General features: G+C 57.0%; 19 protein-coding genes. 10 read left to right on the top strand and 9 right to left on the bottom strand.

The annotated features are described in order from the left end of the window. Window positions 1–29 precede the first annotated feature (29 nt). A complete protein-coding gene (gene mepA / locus K3757_RS17615; RefSeq protein ID WP_259997712.1) occupies window positions 30–974 on the bottom strand; it encodes a penicillin-insensitive murein endopeptidase in 945 nt (314 codons plus the stop codon). Then, window positions 971–2344: an MFS transporter gene (locus K3757_RS17610; RefSeq protein ID WP_259997710.1), complete on the bottom strand. Its 1374-nt coding sequence runs from the start codon at window positions 2342–2344 to the stop codon at window positions 971–973. Before K3757_RS17610 ends, mepA begins: the two co-directional genes overlap by 4 nt. A 164-nt stretch (window positions 2345–2508) precedes the next feature. On the opposite strand from K3757_RS17610, the gene K3757_RS17605 reads away from it, so the two are divergent. Beyond that, window positions 2509–2835: a BLUF domain-containing protein gene (locus K3757_RS17605; RefSeq protein WP_259997709.1), complete on the top strand. Its 327-nt coding sequence runs from the start codon at window positions 2509–2511 to the stop codon at window positions 2833–2835. A gap of 8 nt (window positions 2836–2843) precedes the next feature. Here K3757_RS17605 and K3757_RS17600 read toward each other — a convergent pair whose 3' ends face one another. Next, on the bottom strand, window positions 2844–3386 hold the full coding sequence (locus K3757_RS17600; RefSeq protein WP_259997707.1) for an acyl-CoA thioesterase: 543 nt from the start codon (window positions 3384–3386) through the stop codon (window positions 2844–2846). A gap of 133 nt (window positions 3387–3519) precedes the next feature. Between K3757_RS17600 and K3757_RS17595 the strand changes: the two genes are divergently transcribed. From K3757_RS17595 to yaaA, 3 genes are all read left to right on the top strand, one after another. Then, window positions 3520–3807: a YggT family protein gene (locus tag K3757_RS17595; RefSeq protein WP_259997705.1), complete on the top strand. Its 288-nt coding sequence runs from the start codon at window positions 3520–3522 to the stop codon at window positions 3805–3807. Window positions 3808–3909: 102 nt separating this feature from the next. Further along, complete coding sequence (recQ, locus tag K3757_RS17590; RefSeq protein WP_259997703.1) at window positions 3910–5958, top strand: DNA helicase RecQ; 2049 nt, start codon at window positions 3910–3912, stop codon at window positions 5956–5958. Between the two features lie 28 nt (window positions 5959–5986). Next, window positions 5987–6766, top strand: a complete 780-nt coding sequence (gene yaaA / locus K3757_RS17585; protein WP_259997701.1) for a peroxide stress protein YaaA — start codon at window positions 5987–5989, stop codon at window positions 6764–6766. Here yaaA and K3757_RS17580 read toward each other — a convergent pair. Beyond that, the gene (locus K3757_RS17580) at window positions 6751–8952 is read right to left on the bottom strand and encodes a response regulator (RefSeq protein WP_259997699.1); all 2202 of its coding nucleotides are present in this window, start codon (window positions 8950–8952) and stop codon (window positions 6751–6753) included. The genes yaaA and K3757_RS17580 overlap by 16 nt on opposite strands. 133 nt (window positions 8953–9085) lie before the next feature. On the opposite strand from K3757_RS17580, the gene K3757_RS17575 reads away from it, so the two are divergent. From K3757_RS17575 to K3757_RS17565, 3 genes are read left to right on the top strand one after another with little or no spacing between them, the layout of a single operon-like run. Next, on the top strand, window positions 9086–14506 hold the full coding sequence (locus K3757_RS17575) for an alpha-2-macroglobulin family protein (protein WP_259997698.1): 5421 nt from the start codon (window positions 9086–9088) through the stop codon (window positions 14504–14506). Further along, window positions 14503–16533 (top strand): penicillin-binding protein 1C, encoded by a 2031-nt coding sequence (pbpC, locus tag K3757_RS17570; protein WP_259997697.1) that lies wholly within the window; start codon window positions 14503–14505, stop codon window positions 16531–16533. Before K3757_RS17575 ends, pbpC begins: the two co-directional genes overlap by 4 nt. A gap of 27 nt (window positions 16534–16560) precedes the next feature. Further along, window positions 16561–17472, top strand: coding sequence for an AEC family transporter (locus K3757_RS17565; RefSeq protein WP_259997695.1), 912 nt, complete (start codon window positions 16561–16563; stop codon window positions 17470–17472). On the opposite strand, the gene K3757_RS17560 is transcribed toward K3757_RS17565, so the two are convergent. Genes K3757_RS17560 through K3757_RS17540 form a run of 5 tightly spaced genes read right to left on the bottom strand, consistent with a single transcriptional unit; the run spans window position 17469 to window position 24610 of the window. Continuing rightward, window positions 17469–17897: a GNAT family N-acetyltransferase gene (locus tag K3757_RS17560; protein WP_259997694.1), complete on the bottom strand. Its 429-nt coding sequence runs from the start codon at window positions 17895–17897 to the stop codon at window positions 17469–17471. The genes K3757_RS17565 and K3757_RS17560 overlap by 4 nt on opposite strands. Before the next feature lie 5 nt (window positions 17898–17902). Beyond that, entirely contained in the window at window positions 17903–19945 is a 2043-nt protein-coding gene (locus tag K3757_RS17555) for a glutamine amidotransferase (protein WP_259997692.1), read from the bottom strand. After that, complete coding sequence (locus tag K3757_RS17550) at window positions 19942–22710, bottom strand: DUF4159 domain-containing protein (RefSeq protein ID WP_259997690.1); 2769 nt, start codon at window positions 22708–22710, stop codon at window positions 19942–19944. Before K3757_RS17550 ends, K3757_RS17555 begins: the two co-directional genes overlap by 4 nt. Then, a complete protein-coding gene (locus K3757_RS17545; protein WP_259997688.1) occupies window positions 22707–23588 on the bottom strand; it encodes a DUF58 domain-containing protein in 882 nt (293 codons plus the stop codon). Before K3757_RS17545 ends, K3757_RS17550 begins: the two co-directional genes overlap by 4 nt. After that, the gene (locus tag K3757_RS17540) at window positions 23585–24610 is read right to left on the bottom strand and encodes a MoxR family ATPase (protein WP_259997678.1); all 1026 of its coding nucleotides are present in this window, start codon (window positions 24608–24610) and stop codon (window positions 23585–23587) included. The genes K3757_RS17545 and K3757_RS17540 overlap by 4 nt, the downstream gene beginning before the upstream one ends. Window positions 24611–24680: 70 nt before the next feature. Here K3757_RS17540 and K3757_RS17535 point away from each other — a divergent pair, with 70 nt between their 5' ends. From K3757_RS17535 to K3757_RS17525, 3 genes are all read left to right on the top strand, one after another. Then, window positions 24681–25265, top strand: a complete 585-nt coding sequence (locus K3757_RS17535; RefSeq protein ID WP_259997676.1) for a DUF1285 domain-containing protein — start codon at window positions 24681–24683, stop codon at window positions 25263–25265. Between the two features lie 118 nt (window positions 25266–25383). Further along, window positions 25384–26139, top strand: a complete 756-nt coding sequence (locus tag K3757_RS17530; protein WP_259997674.1) for a hydroxypyruvate isomerase family protein — start codon at window positions 25384–25386, stop codon at window positions 26137–26139. Beyond that, the gene (locus K3757_RS17525) at window positions 26136–26363 is read left to right on the top strand and encodes a DUF2798 domain-containing protein (RefSeq protein ID WP_259997672.1); all 228 of its coding nucleotides are present in this window, start codon (window positions 26136–26138) and stop codon (window positions 26361–26363) included. The genes K3757_RS17530 and K3757_RS17525 overlap by 4 nt, the downstream gene beginning before the upstream one ends. Window positions 26364–26489 lie beyond the last annotated feature (126 nt).

Genomic DNA, 26489 nt, shown 5'->3' with positions numbered 1-26489 from the left:
CAGGCAGATTAATACCAGTGCAAGTCTGATCAATTTGCGTCGAGCACGGATTTACACTGTGCCGGAAGATCAGCCAGAACAAGTTCGCGGCGCGGTTTGCTTGGCGTCTTTTTTGCGCCTGGTTTCGGCTTTGGCGGCTTGATGATGTTAGATTGCCATTGACGGGCATCAGCGCAACCATCCCCGGCCGGTGGCGGGTTCTGGTTTACACAGCCGCGCGCGCCCTTCGGGCAGTTCAGCCGTACATGGAAGTGATAGTGATGGCCGTACCACGGTCGAATTTTGCGCAGATAGCTGCGATCACCGCGTTCATCGTCACACATTTGGACTTTTGCCCCCGGGAACACAAAAATGCGTGCCACACGCGGATCTTTTGCAGCAGCCTTTATGATTTCATGATGCGAGCGGGTCCATGAATTGTTCACATAGGCACCGCTGGCCCGACGGGTCGAAATTGAAGAGATATTCTCGCGTTGGCTGCGCGTAAGGCTCAAAGATTTGGGGGGCAGCATCCAGATATCTGCATCCAAGCCCATCTGGTGGCTGCGGTGACCAGTCAGCATAGGGCCGCCACGAGGCTGGCTCATGTCACCGACATAAAGGCCATTCCATCCCGGTTGTTGGGCGGCAACCCGACTGAGCTTTTTGACCATGTCAATTAGTTCGGGATGCCCCCAGTTGCGGTTGCGTGACAGGCGCATCGCTTGCCATGTTGGCCCGCTTTCCGGCAACTGCTCTGCACCGGCCAGACAGCCTTTGGCATAGCTCCCGAACGCACTGGACGTTTGCGATGTCGCGAAAGATTTTGTGCCAAACAGCTTTTTCGCCTGCACATTTGCTAGTGGTCCGGCAAGTTCACCTATGGTGGGCAGTTCTGGCTGCTTTTCCTTGGAACCACTGATGTCACGTGCGCCGCCGCAACTGGCAACTAGAACGCTTAATGCTGTGATTGTTATTAATTTTCTGAAGTTCATTTGTTGAAATCCCCTCTAGATTTAACCCAGAGTAGCAGAACCAGCCCGATAATGAACAGCCCAACAACGGGGCTGACCCCTAATCTTTGACTGCCAGTGATCTGGCTGGTGAAAGCAATAAGCGCGGGCGCAAGAAACGATGTTGCTTTTCCCGAAAGTGCATACAGGCCAAAGGCTTCGGTCATCCGCTCCGGGTTGGCCTGCCGTGTCATCATATTACGCGAGGACGCCTGTAGCGCACCGCCTGCCGCCCCAATTATTGCACCGGCTATGAAAAAGGTCACATCAGGCAGGTTCGATCCTTCGGCAATTGCGATGAAAAGGATTGATTCCGGTGTAATCGTCACAATCAGCAAAGACACAAAAGTCAGCATGAGAACGCAAACGATTATCACTGGCATTGGTCCCACACGGCGGTCGACGCGTCCTGAAATCCAGCAGAACACGGCACCCGAGATGGCGGCCACGATGCCGAAAATGCCAACTTCGGTGATCGACCAACCAAGTACACCCAAGGCATAGACGCCGCCAAAAGTATAAAGCCCGTTAAGTGCATCGCGATAGAACATTGATGATCCCAGATATGCCATCAGCGACGGATGGCGCGGCAATCCTTTCAGCGTTCTTCCCAGATCACGCAGGCTTTGCCCGATTAGGAAAGGTGCGGGGCCTGCTACGCGTGTGTCGCGGGCATAGAGAAAGAAGGGCACCATAAAGACAGCAAACCATATTGCTGCTAGCGGGCCAACGACACGCGTGTCAGCCTTGGTTGCAGGATCAAGTCCAAACAGTGGGGACAGGCCAAACATTGTATTCCCGCTGGGTGTCGCCTGAAAAAGTGCCAACATCACAACAAGGGATAGCACGCCGCCGACGTAGCCGAAGGCCCAGCCGGAACCCGATATGCGCCCCAGTTCTGCCGGATCATCGTGCAGCTCCGGTAAGTAAGAATTGGTGAAAATCGTCGCAAATTCCATTCCGATCAGGCCGATCCCAAAGAAGAACAGGGCCCAAATCACTGAAAATTCCTGCGGAGCAGTCCACCACAGCGCGTAGGAACCAACAAAGTACATCAGCGAGAATAGCCATATCCAAGGCAGCTTGCGCCCCGTGTTGTCAGCGATAGCACCCAATATCGGCGCCAATACCGCGATAAATATGCCCGCAACAGCAAGGCCCCAGCCCCAGTAAGCCTGCGCTTGCGCGCGTGCGGCCTCTTCGGCCATCCCTTCGGCGATCAGATTCCCGGAAAGTGTGCCTGTGAAATAAGGCCCGAAAATAAAGGTAAGCAAAAGCGTGTTGTAAGGCTGGCTGGCCCAGTCAAAAAAATACCAGCCCCAGATACGCTTGCGCTGTGACACTTCCAACATTCATTTGCCCCCCGTTTACGTGACGTAGAGCAGCCTAGGCCTTGTCGCGCAAGGGAGAGCTTTTTATTGACCGCAAACCGTTCTGCGGACATCTTAGTTCGGCCCACAAATTAATATCTATCCTGAGCAATCAAAGTCTTGGGTAATGCGAAAGGATTTCACCTATGATCAGGCTCATGTATTTTAGCACATCGACAACCGATATGTCTCAAAGTGAAGTGGATGCACTGGTTCAGAAATCGGCGGAAAATAACCTTAAACACGGCATTAGTGGCGTACTGGCTTATAACGGACGCAACTTTTGTCAGGTTCTGGAGGGTGAGGCGGATCAGGTGAACAAACTGGTCGCGGTTATCCGTGAGGACAACCGTCACGCAGGCTTCAAAATATTGGGTGAAATTCCGATTGAATCGCGCCGCTTTGCTGAATGGGCCATGACACGTGTGGACGAACTTGATTTCTCCGATGTCATGGACGCGATGCAGCCATAAAGCCTGACTTAGCTGTCTTGCATCGGCGGCCAAGGTCGAGTGGCCTCTGCTTCGGTCCAATTTTTAATCCAATCCGGCATGACAGGAGAGGATACATCCAGCTGTAGCGCGGCCAATATGCGCGGCGGCTTCACGATGCCATCCTTATCGGTCACGGCCGCACGGTATAACACGTGGCTGGCGCATTCACCGTCCCGCTTCCACATGGATTGCTCGATATATAGAAACTTGTCATCCCAACATACTGCACGGCTACGCACTTCGAACCGCTCGAAGCCATGGATGCGACGACGAAAGCGCACGTGTGATCCGGCCATTGTAAGACCCCAACGCTCCTTACGCAGGACTGCGATCAGACCGGCGCGCTGGGCCATTGCGATACGCCCCAAGTCATAAAGCGTCAGCGCGCGCCCGTTGTTGAGCTCAAGAAAAACATCAAGGTCCTGAGGCCAGCAGATGTGCTGTGAGACATGTGTATCGGTCAGCGTTTTAAGGGGTGGTTGGCGTCGCGCCAGATAGACATCTTTGATAAGGCGTATGAACGGGAACATCGGGGTCTCCTTTGTGCTGTTCAAATGCCGCAACTGACATCCGCGTCAACCATGAACCTCGCGGCACTCTTGTCCTTTTTGTGCGGCGCGCTTAACTGCAAGGCAGCGCCACTGAAAAAAAGGACTGCCGCCTGTGACATCCATATTTATGATTTTGATGCTTTTGCTGAACATTTTGTGGTTCTTCATCATCGCCCATGTGGTGATGTCGTGGCTGATCAATTTTCAGGTGCTCAACACGCGCCAGCCTTTGGTTGCGCAGATCTGGTACGGGATTAACCGTTTGCTAGAGCCGATCTATGCCCCAATTCGCAATGTGCTGCCAAATATGGGTGGTCTTGATCTTGCTCCGCTGGTTGTGCTGATTGGTGTAGCGATTGCGCGGATTGTGCTGACCAATAACGCCGCGCTCTTCTACTAAGCAGCTAGCGTAAAAAGGCCGCACGCGCCTGAGAAGCTCTTGCCCCCCTTCCGGCGATATGGGAGTCTGGCAAAGCTGATTTCCCAACTCTAGGTCCTCCTTATGTCCGGCGCTGCCCCGCTGCTAAAAGATGTATTCGGCTTTGAGGGGTTCCGCCCGGGACAGGAAGAAATCGTTGAGGCGGTGACCGCGGGTGAAAACGTGCTGGCGATCATGCCCACGGGCGGCGGCAAGTCGTTGTGTTTCCAGTTGCCCGCACTCATGCGCGAGGGGGTCACCGTGGTGATTTCCCCTTTGATTGCGCTAATGCGTGATCAGGTGCGTGCATTGCAAGAAGTTGGCGTTGGCGCAGGGGCACTTACATCGGGCAACACTCCCGAAGAGACTGATGCAGTCTGGGCAGGGCTTGAGGCTGGAACGCTCAAACTACTTTATATGGCACCAGAGCGGTTGGCCGCTGGATCGGTCATCGGCATGCTCAAGCGTGTGGGCGTCAAAATGATCGCCGTGGACGAGGCGCACTGCGTTAGCCAGTGGGGTCACGACTTTCGCCCCGACTACCTCCGCATCGGAGAATTGAAGCAGACCCTCGGCGTGCCGCTTGCCGCCTTCACAGCTACGGCAGACACTGAAACGCAGGCCGAGATTGTCCAAAAGCTTTTTGACGGCGTTCCTCCCCGCGCATTTTTGCGGGGCTTTGACCGGCCGAATATTCATCTTGCTTTTGCTGCCAAGAATTCGCCGCGTAACCAGATCCTGAATTTCGCAGCTGCGCGGCGCGGACAATCCGGCATTGTTTATTGCGGCACGCGTGCCAAGACGGAAGGTATTGCGCGGGCTTTGAATGAAGCAGGGCAGACCGCCATCCACTACCACGGTGGCATGGAAGCCGAGGATCGCCGCATCGCCGAGCGCCGCTTCCAGCAAGAAGATGGTCTGATTGTTGCGGCGACAGTCGCCTTTGGGATGGGGATCGATAAACCGGACATCCGATGGGTTGCACATGCTGATCTGCCCAAAAGCATCGAAAGTTATTATCAGGAAATCGGTCGGGCAGGTCGTGACGGCGCGCCTGCTGAAACCTTGACTCTGTTTGGACCCGAAGACATCCGCTTGCGCCGAACGCAGATCGACGAAGGGCTTGCCCCGCCAGAGCGGCGCAGCGCCGATCACGCGCGGCTGAACGCTCTGTTGGGTTTGGCGGAGGCATTGGAGTGTCGTCGGACGACATTGCTGGGGTATTTCGACGAAAGTGAGGTCACCTGTGGCCGCTGCGATTTATGTGACAATCCCGTCGACACTTTTGATGGCACAACCGCCGTGCGCAAAGCGCTTTCTGCTATGCTGCGCACTGATGAGTGGTTCGGTGCGGGGCATCTGATTGATATTCTCCTAGGGAACGAGACCGACAAGATCAAACAACGCGGACATCAATCCCTGCCCACCTATGGCGTGGGGACCGAATATTCAAAACCTGAATGGCAAGCTGTATTCCGCCAGATGATGGGCCGCGATCTGGTGCGCCCAGACCCTGCGCGCCACGGCGCGTTACGAATGACTGATGCTGCGCTGCCAATTCTGCGGGACGAGGCGAAAATCACCCTGCGGCGGGATAGCATTAAGGCTGCTGGCAGTGCGAACCGCCGCCCTGCCGTCAAAGCAATGGTGAGCGATGAAGACGCGCCGTTGCTGAGCGCCTTGAAGGCTAAGCGCCGTGGTTTGGCCGAGACGGCGAAAGTGCCGGCTTATATCATCTTCACAGACCGGACATTGATCGAGATGGCCGAAATGCGCCCTGCAAATCTGGATCAGATGGCGCAGGTTAGTGGCATTGGCGCGAAAAAACTGGACAGCTACGGCGCTGCCTTTCTCGAAGTAATAAACGGGGAGGCCCAGCTCATGCATCCGCAGCGACGCAAGCTTGCCGGGCGGGATGCGGGAAGTGTCTATGATCAACTTCTCGAAGTTCAGGCAGAACTTTCGCGAGGCGCGCTGGGCACGGAAAAGCCTCTGAGCTGCTCGGCTTCCCTGCTCGCAAAGGTCGCACAGATGCGCAATGCGGACGCAGATGGCATCGAACGTATATTGGGAGAGCGGCGCGCTGAGCGCTTCGGGACCGCATTTCTGGACGTATTGCGCAGCGCGGACTAAGTACCATGCAGGACAAAGAGGGATACCTATGCTTGTTGTGATATCACCGGCCAAGCGGCTGGATTGGGAAGAACATGATGTGGAAACCAGCGCACCTGATTTTCAGGAAGACGCTGTGCGTCTGGTCAAAACCGCCCGCAACCTGACATTGGGTGACATTAAATCGCTGATGTCCCTAAGCGACAACCTGGCCAAGCTTAATCGTGACCGGTTCAAAGCGTTCGAGGAAGCCCCGGCCGCAGATTTGACGCGCCCGGCAGCATTCGCCTTTGCTGGTGACACATATCAAGGGCTAGAAGCAGATACTCTGGATGCGGACGAACTGGCCTTTGCGCAAGATCATTTGCGCATTCTCTCAGGCCTCTACGGTGTGCTGCGTCCACTCGATGCGATCCAGCCGTACAGGTTGGAGATGGGAAGCAAGCTGAAGACACGCCGCGGTAAGAATTTGTACGAATACTGGGGCAGTGAACTTTCTCGCGCTCTTAATGAACAGGCCGCAGCGACAGGAAGCGAAGTGTTGGTGAACTGCGCAAGTCAGGAATATTTTGGCGCAGTTGATCTGAAAGCGCTTAAATTGCGGGTAATCACGCCGCAGTTTATGGAAGATAAAGGAGACGGCAAGGGGCCGAAGATCGTCAGCTTTTTCGCCAAAAAGGCACGCGGTGCGATGGCGCGATTTGTGATGCAAAATCGGATTTCCGATACCGAAGGGCTGCTTGATTTTGATGCTGGTGGATATGCTTATGCTCCGGCGCTGTCCAAGCCTGATGCGCCTGTCTTCGTGCGACCCTATCCAGCCGCCTGAACCGTAGAATCCCGGACAGGCAGCGTATCTTTCGGCTGCGCCAGCACGATATGCTCTTCTAACACTGCGCGGCGCAGCGGTTTGGTCAGGTAGTGATCCAGACCGGCCTGAAGGATAGTTTTATCATCATCCATAAGCGCGTGAGCCGTCATGGCGACAATGGGGGTATGACCTCCATTCCGGGCCTCAATTTCGCGGATTTTGCGCGTGGCTTGTTTGCCATCCATGCGTGGCATTGAGATGTCCATGAAAACCAAGTCCGGTTTGAAGCTTTCGTAAAATGCGACAGCTTCTTCGCCGTTGGCTGCGAATTGTAGATCAATGTTTAGCGGCTTCAACATCTTGCTGAGAACAAGTTGATTGGTCCGGTTATCTTCTGCAGCAAGCACGCGCATTTTTCGCAAAATCGCTTTCTCTTCGAACTGTGAAGATGATTGTGCGCCCAATGCTTTTAGGGTTGGAGGAGGCGCGACGTTCTGCAGTGCTCTGAACAGTTTTTGCCTTGGCAGGGGCTTTTGCAACATTTCCGCAAATCCTCTGGCGCGCGGGTCATCCTTCATGCCGGTCAGATTTGAGCTGAGCAAAAGCACCGGCACTTCGAACCCTTGCTCTTTTAGATTCTCCGCCAGCGCCAGCGCATCAACCTGCGGAGGCTTGTGATCCGTCACCACCAGATCAATCGTGGCGTCCATCGTCTTTAGCGCTTCGGCACTTGAGGATACTCCGACAGTTTGAAGCTGCAACTGTTCCAGCTGCCGTCGAAGGATGTTGCGGTTGGCGGGTAAGTCTTCAATGATCATCACGCGGCGAATGTCCGCTGCCATTGAGGGATAAGATACATCGATCGGACCGGTGGCGGTCATTTCGATCCTGAAGCCAAAGCACGAACCGGCACCTTCCTCAGAAGTTACCCAGATATCGCCCTTCATCAGCTCGACCAGACGTTTGGTAATAGCAAGGCCCAGTCCCGTGCCGTCGAACTGACGGTTTCGCTCGTTCTCGACCTGATTGAATTCACCAAAGATGTGGTTGGTCATATGGTCGGGAATTCCAATGCCTGTATCTTCCACCGCCATATGAACAGCGACAGTGCCTTTCTCCGCACTGGGCACGCCGGTCACGCGGATTAACACATGGCCCTTTGTCGTGAACTTGATCGCATTGCCGATCAGATTCGTCAAAACCTGACGGAGACGGCCTGCGTCCCCTATCAGGTCCGTTGGGAGAAAGAGGTCATAATCAAGCAAGATCTCAAGCCCTTTTTCCCGCGCCATTGGCTGCAGCAGCATAATGACTTCCTGACAAGCGCGCTCCAGATCGAAGGAGGCGCTGTGTAGTTCGAGCCTGTCCGCTTCGATTTTTGAATAGTCCAGCACGTCGTTGATAATGACCAGCAACGCTTCGCCCGAGTTTTTGATTGTCTGGACGAACAGGCGCTGATCTTCGTCGAGCATGGTATCATCAAGTAGTTCCGCCATACCCACGACTCCGTTCATAGGCGTGCGGATTTCATGGCTCATATTAGCAAGGAAGGCGGACTTTGCGCGGTTGGCCGCTTCGGCCTGTCTGCGTGCAGCATCCAGTTCCCGTTCATACATTACCGAGGCAGTGATATCGAGGCCCAAGGACACAACATCACCCCCCGGTCCGCGTTGATCAATCATCTTGATATAGGTGCCATTCCACAGCTGGATCACTTCCGGTTCCGGGTGGCGGGCCTGAAAACGTGTTAGCATACGTTGGCGCCATTCAGTCGGCTCTACCCCTTGAAGATCGATAATCCCCTCATCGGTAAGAGCTTGTAGAATAGTCACGAAATTCACACCTGGTTTGATGACTTCTAAATCGTCAAACACCGCCAAATAGGCCTGATTGGCCATGATCAGCCTATTGTCCCCGTCGAAGAAGGCAAAGCCGTCTTTAATTGTTTCAATTGAATGCCACAGCCGTCGTTCGACCACTGCGATTTTCTCATGCGCGGCGTTGAGGTCGGATTTTACCTTGCGATTCTCTGCGCCCATGCTTTCGACCAAGGCGCGTGTATCTACAATTTCGTCGCTCAACTGGCGTGCATGGCGGCCGAGCTTTCGGTTTGCTGCAAAAAGCTCCGCTTTCTTGAGCTCCAGCATCCGTTCTGCCGCCAAACGGCCGCGCCGTTCCTCGGTGAGTTTTTGCTGTAGACTCATCCATCCCTCATTGGTCTTATACCGAAGGCCTATATCTGCGCTGATCTGCGTAAACATTCGCTTAAGGCCAACACTCTTGCCTGATGGTTCGGCTCCATGCGACGCTCGAAAAATTAGAAAAAGGGATTCTGTCATGCGTATTTTGCAGATAGTGGCGGGGATTATGATCGGGCTTGTCACTGCCCTTGGGGCTGTCAGCGCACAACCGGTCCTTCCGGATCACCGCTATGTCATTATCCCAGATACCGATTTTTACGGTGCAGATTTAGGGGCGTTGTTTGATACATCCCGCGCGGCCTGTGCGCGGGCCTGTGATGCGCAATCAAGCTGCGTTGCATTCACCTACAACACCCGATCCAAAGCCTGTTTCCCTAAGTCCGACGTGAGCCGGGTCGAGTTTTTCGATGGCGCTGTGTCGGCACGTAAACATCCGACAACGGCTGCGGCGCAAGAACTTGCGTCTCGCCGCAAAGCCGCCCTTGGGGCACTACAAGACAGCGACTATGCGGCAGCGCAAGCCTTGGTTCAAACCAATGCAGACCGCTATCCAGACGGCGGCTTTGCGTTGGATGAGGGGCTTGTTGCCATGCAGGCCGCAATTGAGCGTGGCGATACCGCAGCCGCCGCGCGCCTTGTCGGAACTGCTATTGCGGTAACAGATCGCGGCGATCTTTGGGCTCGGTTGGCTTGGTTGGGCCTGCGACCGCGTGGCAATACCCCACCTGACCTTGCGCGTCAGCTTGAGCGGGAGGCCGTGCCAGCTGCGCTGAACGCTTACCTGCGCGCACCGACAACTGAAGCACAGGTGACCGCGCTTGATCTAATGGCGCGCGCTCTTGAGAAAAACGGTCGTGGGCGCGATATGATTACTTCGCTGCGGTTGGCAATGGCGTTGGAGCCACGCGAAGAGCTGGCTGCAGCCCTTGATAAAGCCATTGGCAAATATGGTTTTCGCGTCACCGACACGCGCGTGGACACCAACAGCGCCCGACCACGCATCTGTGCCGAATTTTCGGAACAATTGGCGCATGGGGGTATCGATTATCAGCCGTTCGTGAATGTTCAGGACCCGACGTTGGTTGTCGAAACGGATGAGCGGTCGCTGTGCATTGATGGTGTCACCCATGGTGCGCGCTACACTGTGACTTTCCGTGCCGGACTGCCCGCCGCCAGCGGCGAGGTCTTGGACAAAGACGTAACCGTGACCCTTTATGTGCGTGATCGCGATCCGTCGGTTCGCTTTAAAGGACGGGCGTATGTGCTGCCTCGTGGGCCAGATGCAGCGCTGCCGGTAGAGACTGTTAACACTGATACTATTACGCTCAAACTGCGCCGTATCAGTGACCGTAACCTGTTGCGTGCCATGCAGGACAGCTATTTCGGAAAGCCGCTAAGCAAGTACGAAGAGGATCAATTTTCCAACACCATTGCGCAGGATGTCTGGAGCGGCATGGGCATCGTTCAAAACACTCTTAATTCGGCCATGACGACGCGTATTCCCCTGACCGAGGCACTGGCGGATCAACCTGCCGGTATTTACGCGCTGACAGCGGGGATCAAAGGAGCAGACCCCTATGATAGCCCTGCTGCAACCCAGTGGTTTATTCTGACTGATCTTGGCCTCAGCACGATTTCCGGCACCGATGGATTGTACGTGACAGTACTAGGCCTTGGTGATGCGGAGCCACGCGCCGGGGTCACGCTGTCGCTGGTCTCGCGTGCCAACGCCGTGCTGGGAGAGACAGTAACTGACGCGGATGGTCGCGCGCATTTCCCCCCGGGTTTGACCCGTGGCAGCGGGTCGGCAGCACCAGCTTTGTTGACGGCATTGGATGCGCAAGGCGATGCGGCGTTCCTATCGCTTACCGACCCCGCCTTTGATCTATCCGATCGTGGTGTTGAAGGGCGTGCGCCAGCTCCCGCAATTGATACATTTCTGACCACTGATCGCGGGGCCTACCGTGCAGGTGAGACTGTTTTTGCCACTGTTCTCACCCGCGACAATGATGGTCGCGCATTGACCGGTTTGCCTTTGGTCGCTGTCTTGAACCGCCCGGATGGTGCTGAATACAGCCGAACTTTAAGCGCAGATTCAGCGGCCGGCGGTCACGTGTTTGCCCTGCCTGTAGCCGAGCAAGCGCCGCGCGGTGCGTGGCGTCTGGATATCTTTGCCGATCCGGCGTTGGCGCCGGTGGCATCGGACACAATTCTGGTAGAAGATTTCCTTCCAGACCGGATTGAATTCGATCTTACCCTTGCTGACGCAGCCATTTCCCTTGGCGACGAACCGTCGGCGCGGGTTGATGCGCGCTATTTGTTCGGCGCGCCTGCTGCTGATCTCGCGGTTGAAGGAGAGTTGCGGTTGCGTACGACGCGAACTCTTGCGGCCCATGCAGGCTATCTTTTTGGGCGCCATGATGAACGGTTTGACACCCGCACGGTATACTTTGATCCGGTCCGCACAAATTCTCTGGGTGAGGCGCAACTCGTTCTCGCTATGCCCGAGCTTGATGAAATTCCGAGCCAGCCGCTCGAATTGGCGTTAACGGCGCGTGTTGCCGAAGGATCGGGTCGTCCGGTGGAAAGGGTGCTTAACCGCCCGCTGACACTTCAAGCAGCGATGATCGGGGTGAAGCCAAAGTTTGATGGCGTCTTGTCCGAGGGCGCAGAAGCACAGTTTGATGTGATTTCTACCGCCGAAAAGATGCCCGTGCGGTGGACTCTCAACAAGATCGAGACCCGCTATCAATGGTACCAAAATGGGGGCGGCTGGGAATGGGAACCTATCACCCGCAGAATCCGCATTGCGAGCGGAGAAATGACATTGACTGATGTCCCAACTGTACTGGCGCAGCCGACAACTTGGGGGCAATTCGAACTTGTCGTCGAACGGACTGACGCGCAATATACTGTTTCGTCGGTCAGTTTTGCTTCCGGTTGGTATGGCGGCGATGATGCTACGGTCACCCCTGACTTTTTAGCCGTGTCACTGGATCAAGATACCTACACGACAGGCGATACTGCCCGTTTGCGCATCGTGGCACCCGAGGCAGGCGTGGCGATGATTTCTGTCCTGTCCAATCGGGTGATTGAACAGAAAACTATGAACGTTGACGAAGGGGAGACTGTGATACCTCTGATTGTGACCAATGACTGGGGCAGCAGCGCATATGTCACCGCTACTTTCATTCGGCCAATGGATGTTCAGGCTGGCCTTAACCCCGCGCGCAGTCTGGGCTTGGCCCACGCGCGCATCGTCCCGGGGGAAAAGCTGCTGTCTGTGGCACTTGAGGCGCCGCAGGACATAGACGGGCAGGCCGGTATTCTTTCTGTACCAGTGAATGTGACGGGGATCAAAGCGGGCGATACTGCCTACGTCACGCTCGCAGCGGTAGATGTGGGTATTCTTAATCTGACGGATTTCAGTGTGCCCGATCCGTCGGATCATTACTTTGGCCAACGCCGTCTTGGAGTCGGCTTGCGTGATGTCTACGGGCGCCTGATTGACGGATTAAGCGGTGCCATGGGCGCAATCCGGTCCGGCGGTGATGCGGTGGCCACAGCCCAGTTGCAATCACCACCACCAACAGAAGCGTTGATGGCTTTCTTCAGCGGTCCAGTGACCGTGGGCGCAGATGGGCGCGCGGTGATCGAAGTTGCGCGGCCTGCGTTCAACGGGACAATTCGTTTGATGGCCGTTGCGTGGACCGAAACTGCGGTTGGAAACGCGACGCAAGACGTTTTGGCACGCGATTCGGTGGTCATGACTGCAAGCCTGCCGCGTCTGCTTGCGCCGCAAGATCAAAGCAGCCTGCTTTTGGAGTTCACCCATACACGCGGCGAAAGTGGTGTCATGGCACTCAATGTGTTTGCTGATGCGGGCGTTGCAATGGGTGCGGTACCTTCGGAAGTTAATATTCTGCAGGACGCTACTTTGCGCCTGCTACTGGATCTGACTGCGCGAGAGATTGGAGATCACGACATTACCGTCGAACTCACAACACCTGAGGGCGCGACCCTGCGCCGAGTGCTCCGTATGCCGGTGCGCAACAACGACCCCGAAGTCGCTACCACCCGCCGCTTTACTCTCGACGCGGGGCAAAGCTTCACCTTTGATGGTGCCGCACTAACAGGATTGCGGGCGGGTACGGCCGAGGCCACCTTGGCCGTCGGCCCATCGGCGCGATTTGATGTGCCCGGTCTGCTGCGCCAGCTTGACCGCTATCCCTATGGCTGCACCGAGCAGGTCACATCGGGTGCGCTTCCGCTGCTTTATCTTGGCGGTTTGGCCCAAGAGGCGGGTCTTGGCGCGCCTGAAAGCATCAATGATAAAGTCGCTGACAGTATTGCGCGGGTTTCCGCGCGACAGGCGGCAAACGGTGCGTTCGGGATGTGGCAGGCAGCAACAGGGGATTTTTGGTTGGACGCTTACGTGAGCGATTTCCTCTGGCGGGCACAGGCCGAAGGTCATGCCGTCGCACCGCGGGTCCTCGCGTCAGCCCTTGATAACTTGCGCAACCGGATCAATTTCGCCCCTGACTTTGATGAGGGAGGTGAGGATATTGCTTATGCGCTGCTGGTTCTTGCCCGCGCGGGTGCTGCACAAATGGGAGATTTGCGCTACTATGCAGACACCAAAGCTGGTGCTTTTGCTACATCAATGAGCGCTGCTCAGTTGGGGGCGGCGCTGGCCGCTTATGGCGATACGCAGCGGGCGGACCGTATGTTCGGCCTTGCTGGCGCGCTGCTGAAGAAATCAGCGGACCGCAGCAAATGGCGGGATGATTTTGGCAGCGGTATACGTGACCGTGCGGCAGTCCTGAAGCTGGCGATCGAAGCTGGAAGCAACGTGCTGGACCTGACCGAAATATCGCACGACTTGCAGCCAGAAAACCGCAGCTTGTCGACACAGGAAGCTGCCCAAGTTGTGCTTGCCGCCCACGCGCTCGATAGCGCAACAGGTACTAGTGGCATTGAGGTGAATGGTTTGCCCGTCGAAGGGGCGGTGGTCCACAGGCTTAGCGACCGCGATCCGCGCGTTGTAGAGGTACACAATACCGGCGCCGAACCAGCTGATCTCACACTCACCAGCTACGGCGTGCCTGAGGTTGCGCCAGAGGCAGGTGGGTACGGATATGCACTGACGCGTCGGTACTTTACGATGGACGGGCAGCCAGTGTCGGGACAGGTCGCCGCTGGTACTCGGTTGGTTACAGTGTTGGATGTTCGCCCCTTTGAGGATATCGGCGCGCGGCTGATGATCGATGATCCACTACCTGGCGGGTTTGAGATCGACAATCCGAGCCTTCTTGCCAGTGGTCAGATCAGCGCGCTGGATTGGTTGGAGCCAGCTGAGCCGCAGAATGTCGAATTTCGTTCGGACCGGTTTCTGGCGGCTGTGGATCATTCCGGAACAGAGGCGTTTCAGCTTGCCTATATTGTGCGGGCAGTGATGCCAGGTACGTATCACCATCCTGCGGCGCTGGTGACGGACATGTACCGCCCCGAATACCGTGCTATCACTGCGACGTCACGTTTGACTGTCACGCCATGAAGCAGATCGCGGCATTCCTGGTGCTGACTGTTATGGTGCTTGGCCTTGCGGCCTACGGTCGTGACACGCTGGATCACTGGATTGACACGACCGAATTGCCGCCTGTCCTGACAGAAGTCGGTGCCGAGGTGCGTGCCCGCGATGGCACGCTCTTGCGGGCCTTTTCGGTAGAGGATGGCCGTGTGCGGCTTGCTGCGCAACTTGAGCAGGTAGACCCAAAATTCATCGAAATGTTGATCGCGTTTGAGGATAAGCGATATTATCACCACAACGGCATTGACTTGTGTGCCGCCGCTAGGGCCGTGTTTCAGGCGGTCCGCCACGGGCGGGTTGTGTCTGGCGGTTCAACACTGACCATGCAGGTGGCACGTCTGTTAGAGAATTCGGGAACGGGTACCGTGACTGGCAAGCTGCGCCAGGTGCGCCTTGCGCTCGCGTTGGAGAGGCAGCTGAGCAAGCAGCAAATTCTTACGCTCTATTTGCACCACGCGCCCTATGGCGGTGCTGTTGAAGGACTGCGTGCTGCGAGCCTGATGTGGTTCGGGAAAGACCCCGCACGTTTGACGCAAACGGAGGCAGCTCTGCTCATCGCGCTTCCTCAATCGCCAGAGGCCCGCAGACCTGACCGCCATCCAGAGGCTGCCCGGGCCGCACGTGCGCGGGTGTTAAACCGCTTGGGCCTGCAACCATATAACCACCAATCCGATGTGCCGCGGAAATTGCGCCCTCTGCCACTGGATGCCCCGCATGTGGCCGCGGGATTGCGCAGTCGCGCCCCTGCTTCTTTGCGCCACGACACGACAATCGATGCGCAATTGCAAAAACAGATGCAGCTGCTGTCACAGCGCGCTGTGGCCGGTCTGGCCAAGGGCATGTCTGCGGCAATACTGGTTGCAGACCATCATACCGGTGAAGTGCTTGCTTACGTCGGGTCGCCCGCGTTCTCTGCGCAGAATGGAACGCTGGGGTTTGTCGATATGGTCACGGCAGTGCGTTCGCCCGGTTCAACCCTTAAGCCTTTGATCTATGGGCTGGCCTTTGACGAAGGCTTGGTTCACCCTGATACACTTATCAATGATGCGCCGATTACCTTTGGCGGTTACGCGCCACAAAATTTCGATGGGCAATATCGCGGGATGCTGACGGTGCGCGATGCACTGACCCTATCGTTGAACATTCCGCCGGTTCTGCTGACGCATGAGCTGGGGCCGGCGCGGTTAATGGCGGGTCTTCGGAGGGCCGGAACGCAGCCCCAATTACCAAGTGGGCAGGCCGGTCTGGCCGTGGCGCTTGGTGGCGTAGGGATGAGTTTGCACGATCTGGTCCAACTCTATGCCGGTATAGCCCAGGGTGGACAAAGCGTGCCGCTAAGCGTGGATATGCATCAGCGCGGCCCAGCATCCAGACGTTTCATGTCGGCAGTCTCGGCGTGGCAGGTATCCCATATCTTGTCGGGTATTGCTCCGCCAAGAGGAGCCGCGGCAAGGGATGGCCAGATCGCTTATAAGACGGGTACTTCATATGGGCACCGTGATGCGTGGTCCGTCGGCTTTGACGGACGTCATGTGATTGGTGTCTGGCTGGGAAGACCGGATGGCACACCAGTACCGGGTGCATTTGGCGGCGCGCTTGCTGCTCCTGTCCTCTTTGAGGCGTTTGACCGGATCGGCCCTGATCGGTCTGCCTTGCCGCTACCCCCCTCCGAAACATTGATCCTTGGAACCGCGCATCTGCCAGAGCCTTTGCGCGTATTCCGCAGCCGTGATGCAGTTTTTGCGGCGAATCCAGATGTGCCGGTTGTTACTTTTCCGCCGGATGGCGCAGTGCTGAGGCGTAGTGGTTTTGGTATTCCGCTTAAACTCCGGTCAGGAAGTTTACCGATCACGGTTCTGGTGAACGGCGTGCCAATGATCCCGCAAATGCATGGGCGGGATGCTGTGTTGCCGTTAGACGCGTTGGGGTTCAACCGCATCTCTGTTGTCGATGCAAAAGGGCACAGTGCAAGCGTGGAAATCCGGCTGGACTAATGCAACATCGGGTGGCACTGGTCTGGCATGTCACTTGTCCTTTCTGTCCTTCCCCTGTTGCTTATTATTGCTGCCGGTTATGCGCTGGCTAAGTCGGCCATTATTCCGCGCGGCCAATGGGCTGCGATTGAGACGCTTTCTTTTCGCGGCCTGATCCCTGCCACTCTAATCCTGGCGATTGCACGCTCGGACCTTTCGCTTGATCGGTTCGGGGGCTTTGGTCTAGCGTTGGTTGGTACGCTGGCGATCATGGCGCTGCTGGCGCTTGCACTTCGGCTGCTACCCCGGCAGCAGCTGGGCAATGCCGCGTTTACGTCTATGTTTCAAAGCAGTATCCGGTGGAACGCATTTGTCGCCCTTGCCGCAGCAGAGCAATTTTTGGACGGTGGGATAGCGGTGATGGCTGTGGCGATTGCCGTGCTTATCCCATTGATCAATATTACATGCATCGTTGTATTGGCGGCTTATGGACCCTCCAAAGCCAGCCTGTCCAAGGTGCTCCGGACGCTTTCGCGCAACCCTTTGGTTCAGGCTTGCGTCATCGGTCTTGCGCTGAATCTGAGCGGTCTTTCATTGCCGCTGCCTGTTGCTGACGCGCTGGATATGATCGGCCGCGGTGCGCTGGGCGTGGGATTGATGGCAGTAGGTGCCGGGATCAGTCTGCGCCGCTTGGCACGGTTGGATTGGCGCGTTTGTCTGGGTGCATTGATACGCCCGGTGTTGGCATCAGCACTTTTTGTAGGGATTGGTTCACTGATGGGTCTGCCCGCAGTTCAGGTGTTTGCCGGTGTGTTGGTATTTGCCGCCCCCGCAGCTTCTAACGGCTATATTGTGGCCAAGCAGATGGGCGGCGATGCGGAGCTGTATGTGGATATTATGACTTGGCAGGTTGTCTTATCGCTGTTGGTTTTGCCAGTCTGGGCGCATGTGCTGTTCTAGAACCTGACGACGAGACCGTGCTTTTCATGCCCCGAGAAGCCCATCTTTTCGTAAAATCCGACAGCGCCCCGCGCGTCACCAGTGAGCAGCATCACCTTGTAGGCACCTTCAGTTCGGGCGCGATCCAATGCATTTTGCATAACGGCGCGGCCAATACCTCTTCCACGATGCGCAGTATCGGTGACAACGTTTTCGATCAGCGCGTAAGGCCTGCCGCCAGAAGTCATGTTGGGTATAAGGTGAAGGGTAACCATTGCGATGATCTGACCGTCCTGTTCCATTCCTATGATGCAGGTGCCGCTGTGTTGAAGGATGGCATCAAATGCGGCACGGTTGTCGCTTACTGGAACGGGATCGCGTGTCAGAACGCGGTAAAGCCTTAGTGCATCGTCGAAGTCATCGCGGTCAAGTATGCGGACAGGCATCCCGCTTAGCTGCGCCCTTCACGCAGCCAGGCGGCGGTGATCAAGCTCGCTGCCAGCAAAAGAACGAGCCACGCGGGCAGGATAGGGGTCTGGCGGACATCGCGGGTCTCATAGGCCGCGCGCGGGGTAAAGCCAATCCAGCCACGTCCAGCAGCAGGGCGACCGGCGCGTACATTACGGATGCTCGGAAGGCCTTCTTCCAAACGGATGATACCACCGCGTAGAGCGCCAACTGTCGGCTCCAAAACATCGGCATTCGCAATCGTTTCGACGAATTCGCGTGGGGCGGCAGGACCAAGGCCGATCACGCTTACCTGATCGCCATTCTCTAGTCGGTAAAGCCCGATCTCGGGGCCAGTGAACATTGCCTCGAACCGGCCGGGCGCGGCGGGGGAAAAGGGCATTTCGGTGACGGTTCCATCTGGGCCAGTGATGGTCAGCGGTGGCACGTCTTCGGTGAGCGTGCGCCGTTCGATCCGCATTGTCTGTCCTTCAGCGCTGGCGGTTAGTGCTTCTTCTTCAAGCTCCGGTTCGCCCATCATCCAATGAGCCAACCGGCGCAGTAATTCCAACTGGGGGCCGCCGCCCTCATACCCACGGTTCCACAGCCACGCGTGATCAGAGGCGAGCAATGCTACGCGGCCTTTCTCTACGCGATCAAGGATCAGTAACGGCCGATCATCAATGCCCGTCATTACGACATTGCCAGAAGTTGCTGTGACATCAATCTGGCGCAGCCAGCGCCCCCAGTCGCCGTTCTGTGGCAAACCTGTTGTGACGGGATGACGGTTGCCCAAATCTGAAACTAAGGGCAAATACGGCTCTTCCAGCACGCGCGCAGACGGGTTGGCCGGCAAGACAGTACCCAAAGGCGTGCGGAAAAGACTGTCGGCGCTGGCAAAGTCAGGCCCGGCAGACACCAGAACCGCGCCGCCATTACGCACATAGTTGGCGATATTCTCAAGATACAGCCCGGGCAAAATTCCGCGTCGTTTGTAGCGGTCAAAAATGATCAGATCGAAGTCCTCGATCTTCTCCATGAACAGCTCCCGCGTCGGGAACGCGATAAGTGACAGTTCGGACACAGGGACACCGTCCTGCTTTTCCGGTGGCCGCAGGATCGTGAAGTGAACCAGGTCCACAGAGCTGTCGGACTTTAGAAGATTGCGCCACGTCCGCCCGCCCGCATGAGGTTCTCCGCTGACCAATAGAACACGCAATCGGTCACGGACGCCGTTTATCTGGATCAGTGCGGAATTGTTCCGATCGGTCAGTTCCCCTTCCGCGTCAGGCAGAGAAAACCGGATCACGTTCCGCCCGCCATGGGGAAGAGTCACCGGCAGCTCAAGGTCTTGACCTATGGGGACACGAAAGCTTTGCGGCTCGTCTCCGTCAATCGAGATGTCCAGATCGGCAAATTCCGCACCGGCAGGAGCCGCGCCAAGATCATCAATGCGCAGGGTCAAAACCACAGGTTCTCCGATGATGGCAAAAGCAGGCGCACCTACGACACTCAGGCGGCGGTCCCAGTCGGTTTCTTCGCCGCTCAGCAGAACGTGGAACGGCGCGGGGAGATCAACCGGAAGATCCGCATCATGTACCCGCCCGTCTGTCAGAGCAACGATCCCTGCCACACGCGCGCGGGGTTCTTCTGCCAATGCTTCTGAAAGGGAGTTCATCAACTCTGTGCCGACGTCGCCTTGGCCGTCAGCAACGGTGATCCGTCGCAGTTCGGTGTTGGGGCGCGCCTCGATTTGGGCGGCAAGCGTATCGGCAGCGGAGCCTGTTTGCTCGGAACGGTCGCCAAGGCGCTGGCTGGCGCTCTCATCCTCCAGCATCAATACAATATCGCTGAGTGGTGCGCGGTCTTCTTGCTGGAAAGAGGGACCAGATAGCGCAGCGAGCAGGACCAGCCCCGCCAGCCCGCGCAACGCCCAGCCGCGCAGACCTCGCACCAACGCCAGCATCACACCGATGGTGGCGATCACGGCGACCATCATTAAAAGCGGCCAAGGGACGAGAGGATCAAATACGATGGTGGATGTCATTGGCCCAACCTGTCCAGCAGAGCAGGCACATGCACCTGATCCGATTTGTAGTTTCCAGTGAGCACATGCATCACCAGATTGATGCCGAAGCGGTAAGCGATTTCGCGTTGCCGTTCACCACTAAAACCGCGACCTACTGGTAGCATCGGTGCGCCGCCTGACGTTACCGCCCATGCAGCAGCCCAGTCATTTCCGCCAATCACAACTGGTGTCACGCCGTCATTCAGATCACGGAACGGCATGCCCTCGACCTGTTCGATGTTGGGGTCTGCGGCTTCTACCCAGATATCGCGGCTGTTATGTCTGCCAGGGAAATCTTGCAGCAGATAAAAGGTACGGGTCATCACATGATCCGCAGGTATCGGCTCTAACGCGGGGATATCCAGCGGGGCCGCCAGCTCCTGCAGTTTGCGGCCATTGGGGCTTGAGGCCCCGAAACTAGCAGTGTCTGCATCGCGGGTATCAAACAGGATCATTCCGCCTGATCTCAGGTAGTCGTTCAGTTTCGAATAGGCCTCTGCGGATGGGGTCGGCTGACCCGGTGTAATGGGCCAGTAGAGCATCGGGAAAAAGGCCAACTCATCCGTCTCAAGGTTTACGCCCATCGGAACAGAAGGCTCTACCGAGGTGCGGAAGAAGAGCGTGTCGCTGAGACCCGTTAAACCGGCGAGAGAAATCTCGTCCACGTTTGGGTCGCCAGTTATGACATGGCCCAATGTCAGCTCGGATGTTGCGGTCAGCGCAAATTCTTCTTCGGCAGTTTGGGCGTCGGTGGGCGCGGCAAACAGCACCAACGCGCCAAAAAGTGCGGCAGCCGTGGCATTGCTGCGACTGAGCAAGCGACCCGACAGCGCCAGCGAGACAACCACATCAGCAAGCAATAGCAAGATCGCAAAACTCAGCAGCCACCCTGCTACCGGCTGTTCCGGCGTAACCGACAGACCGCGAACGGGCACATCTGCGGGCCAAGAGGCGACAGTGATTGTATCGTCAGCCGTTAGTACATTCCGCGCCATCGTCCGGTCACCCGAGGTGTAGAGACCGGGAGGTAGCATCGGGCCTGTAGGTGCGTCAATCAGATCGGGTCCCTCTACGCCAGGCAGGGTCCCTGCCTCACTCAATGTGCCAAATCCGTCTAGAACGCGGCGGGGTATCCATGTGGTATCTTCCAGCGCCGTTGATGTTGCGCTGGCCGCTGAGGATGAGACCGCCAGCCGTTCCAGCATTTCAACGAACAACCCCGAGAGGGGCAGCGTGGACCATTCTGCTGTGGCTGTAACATGGAAGAGGACGATTTGGCCCTGACCTACCGCTTTACGGGTAACGAGCGGTGTCCCGTCACTTAGCGATGCAATCACACGCTCTGCCAGGGTCGGGTCAGGCTGTGCTACAACTTGGGCGCTGACGGTCACGTCATCAGGTACTGTTAGCCCGAAGAAAGGGGACCCGTTGGAGAACGGCGATAGCGCTTTGGGTTCGCCCCAGCTCATCGCGCCGCCTACATTGCGGCCACCCGCACGCAGACGCACAGGCATAAGAGGGTCTTCGTCAACGCGGGATATGTCGGATGCAGCAATGCGCGGACCTGCAAACCGGACCAGCATGCCGCCGCCTTCAATCCAGTCTGTAAGGGGTTGCGCCTCTGCCTCTGACAAAGTCGCCACGTCAGCAAGCACAATCACATCGGGGTTGGCAGGCAGCACGTCGCCTAGGCTGCCATCAATTAGGTCGGCAGTAGGGGCCAGAGCCTGCTCAATGTAGTGAAGCGGGGAAAGAAGTTCGAGCCCTTCGCGGTTTTCGCGCGCTGAAATCAGTGCAACTTCGCGGCGGCGTAGCCCGTCATCGCTCAGGGTGCTCGCGCCGGCAGAGCGTTGGCCTGCAATATCAAACCGGGTGATCCGGGCCCGCAGCTCTGATGGTAGAACAAGGGCGGTCTGCGCCTCTGTCGCGCCTTGTTCGAATGTCGCTGTAGCAGAGGCAAGGATGCGCCCGTTGCCCGCCGGATCGCGACCTTGCGCAACAATCGTAGCCTCGCGCGCTTCGCCTGCGGTGGCACGAAGTATGCGCAACTGAATGGCTCCGTCTTCATAGGTCGCGGGCAAAATCGCTAACACGTTAAGCGCGGTTTGATAGGCCTCAACAGTGCCGCGCGATTGCAGCTCTTCCAGTAGGTTGTCGCGGCCATCGTAGGCCAGCGTGTCGCTGAACCAAAGAGTGTCGAAGGGGCCGACGTCGGCCAACACATCGCGCGCGGTCTGCAACATGTCGGTGTTCGGCTGCCAAGAAGCCGGGCTTAGACCCGCAAGCCTGCTGCGCCATACATCTGCGGACTGGAACACCGGCGCTTCGGGGCGGGTGAGGGTAAGAAAACCGACAGTGCGGCCCAGTCGGCTGGCTCTGGTCAGCTGTGCTTCGATCGCCTCTTGTTGCTGGGGCCAGCGCGTGGCACCTGCCCAAGAGCCATCCAGAACAAACAACAAGGGCCCGTCCCCTTCGGCCTGCTCGGCCTCTGGGTTTAGAACGGGACCGGCGAGGCCGATTATAATCGCGGCAACTGCCAGCATACGAAGCAGCAATAACCACCACGGTGTGCGGTCGGAAACCGTTTCATCGTCCTTGAGACCCAGCAACAAGGCCACACCCGGAAAGCGTCGTTTGACAGGCGCGGGCGGCACAGCACGCAGCAAAAGCCACAGGATCGGAAGGGCAGCCAGGACCAGCAAAAGCCACGGCGCCGTAAAGCCGATACCACCGAGAACCATCATGCCGCCACCGCCTTTGCGTCTAACGCACCATAGAGCCACAACAGACCCGCTTGTGCGGTGGTGTTGGTGTGATGCAGGCCATAGCGCCAACCGGTCAGATTACATAACGATTCCAGCTCTGCCTTACGCTCTGCTAGCCGCTCCATATACCGTTCTTTGAGGTCGCTTGCCTTCAAGGTTTCATGGCTAAGCGTGCCGCCCATGCTTTGGAAAACCGTGCGGCCCGTGAAAGGAAACGCCTCTTCGGCGGGGTCAAGCACATGGCACAGCACGCCGCGCACCCCACGGTCTGCCGCTTTGGTAAGGGCGGTACGCACCCCGTCCAGATCACCCATGAAATCAGAGATAAACAAAGCACGGGCATGGGGTATCATCGCGCGGTGCTCTGGTGGTGCGTAGTCAGCCGTGTCATCGCGACAAAACATCTGTGCCAAGGACATGATCTGCGGGCGCCCCGCGCGGGGAGGTAGCTCTGTGCCGGTAAGACCCACACGTTCGCCCCCACGATTTAAAAGGATCGCAACAGCCAGACCCAACAGGCGCGCACGGTCAATTTTTTGCGGAAATTTGTCCGATGACGAAAACCGCATCGATGCACCCTGATCGACCCAAAGCATGACGGATTGTGCGATCTGCCATTCTCGTTCGCGTACAAATTCAGTGTCGCCTCTGGCAGAGCGGCGGTAATCAATCGCACGGCGACTGTCACCCACCTGCGCTGGACGGTACTGCCAGAAATCATCCCCAGCCCCTGCGCGGCGTCGGCCATGCGCGCCCAACAAGACTGCACCTGCCAAATGCTCTGCCCTTGCCAATAGGTCTGGAAAGGCGGCAGCTTCGGTCTCTGCTCCGGCACGTAAGGACAGGGGATCGCTCACGCGACGGCGGCTTTTGGCGTTGCCAGCGCTGCGGCTGTTTCGTCAATCAGTGCGGATAGGCTGTCGCCGCGCGCACGTGCTGCAAAGTTCAGCGCCATGCGATGCGTCAGGACAGGGCGTGCCATATCAATGACATCCTCAGCGGATGGCGCCAGGCGGCCCTGCAAAAGAGCCCGCGCGCGCACGGCCAGCATCAATGCTTGGGCGGCACGCGGGCCGGGGCCCCATGCAACGGTTTCTTTCACACGCGCGCTTACGCCAGGTTCTTCTGGGCGGAAGGCGCGTACAAGATCGAGGATCATTTCGACAACACTTTCGCCGACAGGCATCCGGCGTAGCAAACGCTGGGCGTCCAGAAGCTCACCTGCGGTGAAAACCTCCACTGATTGCGCCTCGGCCTCTCCTGTGGTTGCGATCAGGATGTCACGCTCTGTCTCACGATCTGGATATTCGATGTCAATTTGTACCAGAAAGCGGTCCAACTGCGCCTCGGGAAGGGGGTATGTGCCTTCCTGCTCAATCGGGTTTTGCGTAGCCAAAACATGGAAGGGTGTGCCAAGAGCCCTGTTTTGCCCCGCAACAGTGACTGTTTTTTCCTGCATGGCCTGCAACAGCGCGGATTGGGTCCGCGGCGAAGCACGGTTGATTTCGTCCGCCATCAACAGCTGACAGAATATAGGCCCTTCAATGAAGCGAAAGTTTCGGTTGCCATTGGCGTCCGTGTCCAGAACTTCAGAGCCAAGGATGTCTGCGGGCATCAGGTCTGGGGTGAATTGCACGCGCTTGCCGTCCAGCCCCATGACTGTGCTCAGTGTCTCAACAAGACGCGTTTTACCCAAACCGGGTAAACCGACCAACAAACCATGCCCGCCACAAAGCAAAGCTGTTAGCGTCAGCTCGACCACGCGTTCTTGCCCGATAAAGCGCGCGGTGATGGATTTCCGCGCCTCACCCAGCTTTTCGCCCAAGGCTTCGATCTGTTCGACCATATCTTCGGCTGCTTGAATCTCGGCTTGGGTCATGACTTCTCCGCTGTGCAGGTTATATCTATACCATGTAAGTGTATCTCGAACTGAGGAAATGGCAAAAGCAATGAGTGGACAAAAAACCGTTACCCCTTCAGCGCAAAGCCTTGCGGAGTCCATAAAAGCAGCCAAATCACGCGGATTACCGCCTGTTGAAAAATGGAATCCACCGTTTTGCGGCGATATCGATATGGAAATTCGCCGTGATGGTACGTGGTTTTACGAAGGTACCCCCATCGGACGGCACGGACTGGTCAAGCTCTTTGCGTCGATTCTGATCCGCGAGGAGGACAAATACTTCCTTGTGACGCCGGTAGAGAAGGTGGGAATTCGTGTGCATGACGCGCCCTTTGTTGCCGTTGATTTCGATGTTGCGGGCGAGGGGGAGGCACAGCAGCTGACTTTCACCACCAACCTCGACGATGTGTCTGAGGCTGGTCCGGACGCACCGTTGCGGTTTGTCCGCGATCCACAAAGCGGAGAGCCTTCGCCCTATGTTCGCATTCGCCGCAATCTTGAGGCGCTGATTGATCGCAAAAGCTTTTACAGGCTGGTTGATTTGGGGGTCCACCATGACGGGTGGTTTGGTGTCTGGTCAGGTGGTGCTTTCTTTGGAATCATTCCTTCCGAGGATCTGCCGACGGAGGCGTGAACATGCGCCCGTTTCGTCAGTTCGCCGCCGGAATGGCGGCAAGTGTGAGGGTAGAGTGCAAACCTTTGCTCGCACCTGATGGTTCGCTTGGGGCCAGTATTGATACAGGAGCAGCTCAATGAAAGCCGCGGCCAACCTTAGCCACTTGTGGCCCGAACTTCCCTATCTTGATCGTTTTGATGCAGCGGCAATGGCAGGTTTTAATGGGGTAGAGGTTTTGTTCCCATATGACGTCGCTGCGACGGAAACGCGCCGCGCATTGGTGCGCGGGGGATTGAAGATGGTGCTGATCAACGCACCGCCGCCCAATTACACTGGCGGGCTTCGCGGCTTTTCTGCGGTGGAAGGTGCCGAAGAGCGGTTCGCCTACGATATGCGCCGTGCGTATCGCTATGCGCAGGAATTGCGCGTACCAATGATCCACGTGATGACGGGAAATGCCGTGGGTGAGGAGGCAAAGCAGCGGGTCATCAGTAATCTACGATTGGCCAGTAAGGCTGCGCCAGAGGGAATTACTCTGACGTTAGAGCCACTTTGCCCGCAATCACAACCGGGGTATTTTCTGAATGATTACGCTCTGGCCGCCGAGATTATTGCCGCTGTAGACGCGCCAAATATACGGCTTCAGTTTGACAGTTTTCATGCGCAAATGATTCATGGGGACGCGGTCTCAGTGTTCAAATCTTACCGCGATTTGATCGTACATGTCCAAGTGGGCGACGCGCCGGACCGTAGTTCACCGGGTAGCGGCACTGTGGACTTTAACGCGCTTTTTGCCGTAATGCGTGACACAGGGTATGACGGCTGGGTAAGTGGAGAGTACACGCCCGGTCCGAATACAAACGCTACTCTTGATTGGATGAAGCTACTATGATCCCTGCACGTTTTGCGCCGATTGTGTTCGGCCTTATTCTGTCCGGCCTAATGTCCAGCATCGTTTCTGGCATTGCGACTTTTCGGGCGCTGGATGCGGCAGACGCGTTTCTGCCTGCTTGGACATCGGCATGGCTGGTTAGCTGGGGTGTGGCCTTTCCGGTCGTGTTGGTCATTGCACCTGTGACGCGCCGCCTTGTGGCGCTGCTGGTGCGTCCGGCTTAGCGTGGTTGCAAAGATAGCTATCAATCTAGCTTAGAGGGGATATACGATCCCTCAAACAGGCACGTTTCAAAGTGGTGACGGCATGAGGTTGGGCCGCTCCGCATGTGAGTGGCCACTTCTGCTGTA

Source organism: Sulfitobacter sp. S223, assembly GCF_025143825.1.
Taxonomy (GTDB): domain Bacteria; phylum Pseudomonadota; class Alphaproteobacteria; order Rhodobacterales; family Rhodobacteraceae; genus Sulfitobacter.
Note: the sequence above shows the minus strand (reverse complement) of the source record. Positions and strands in the feature narration are given on the sequence as shown.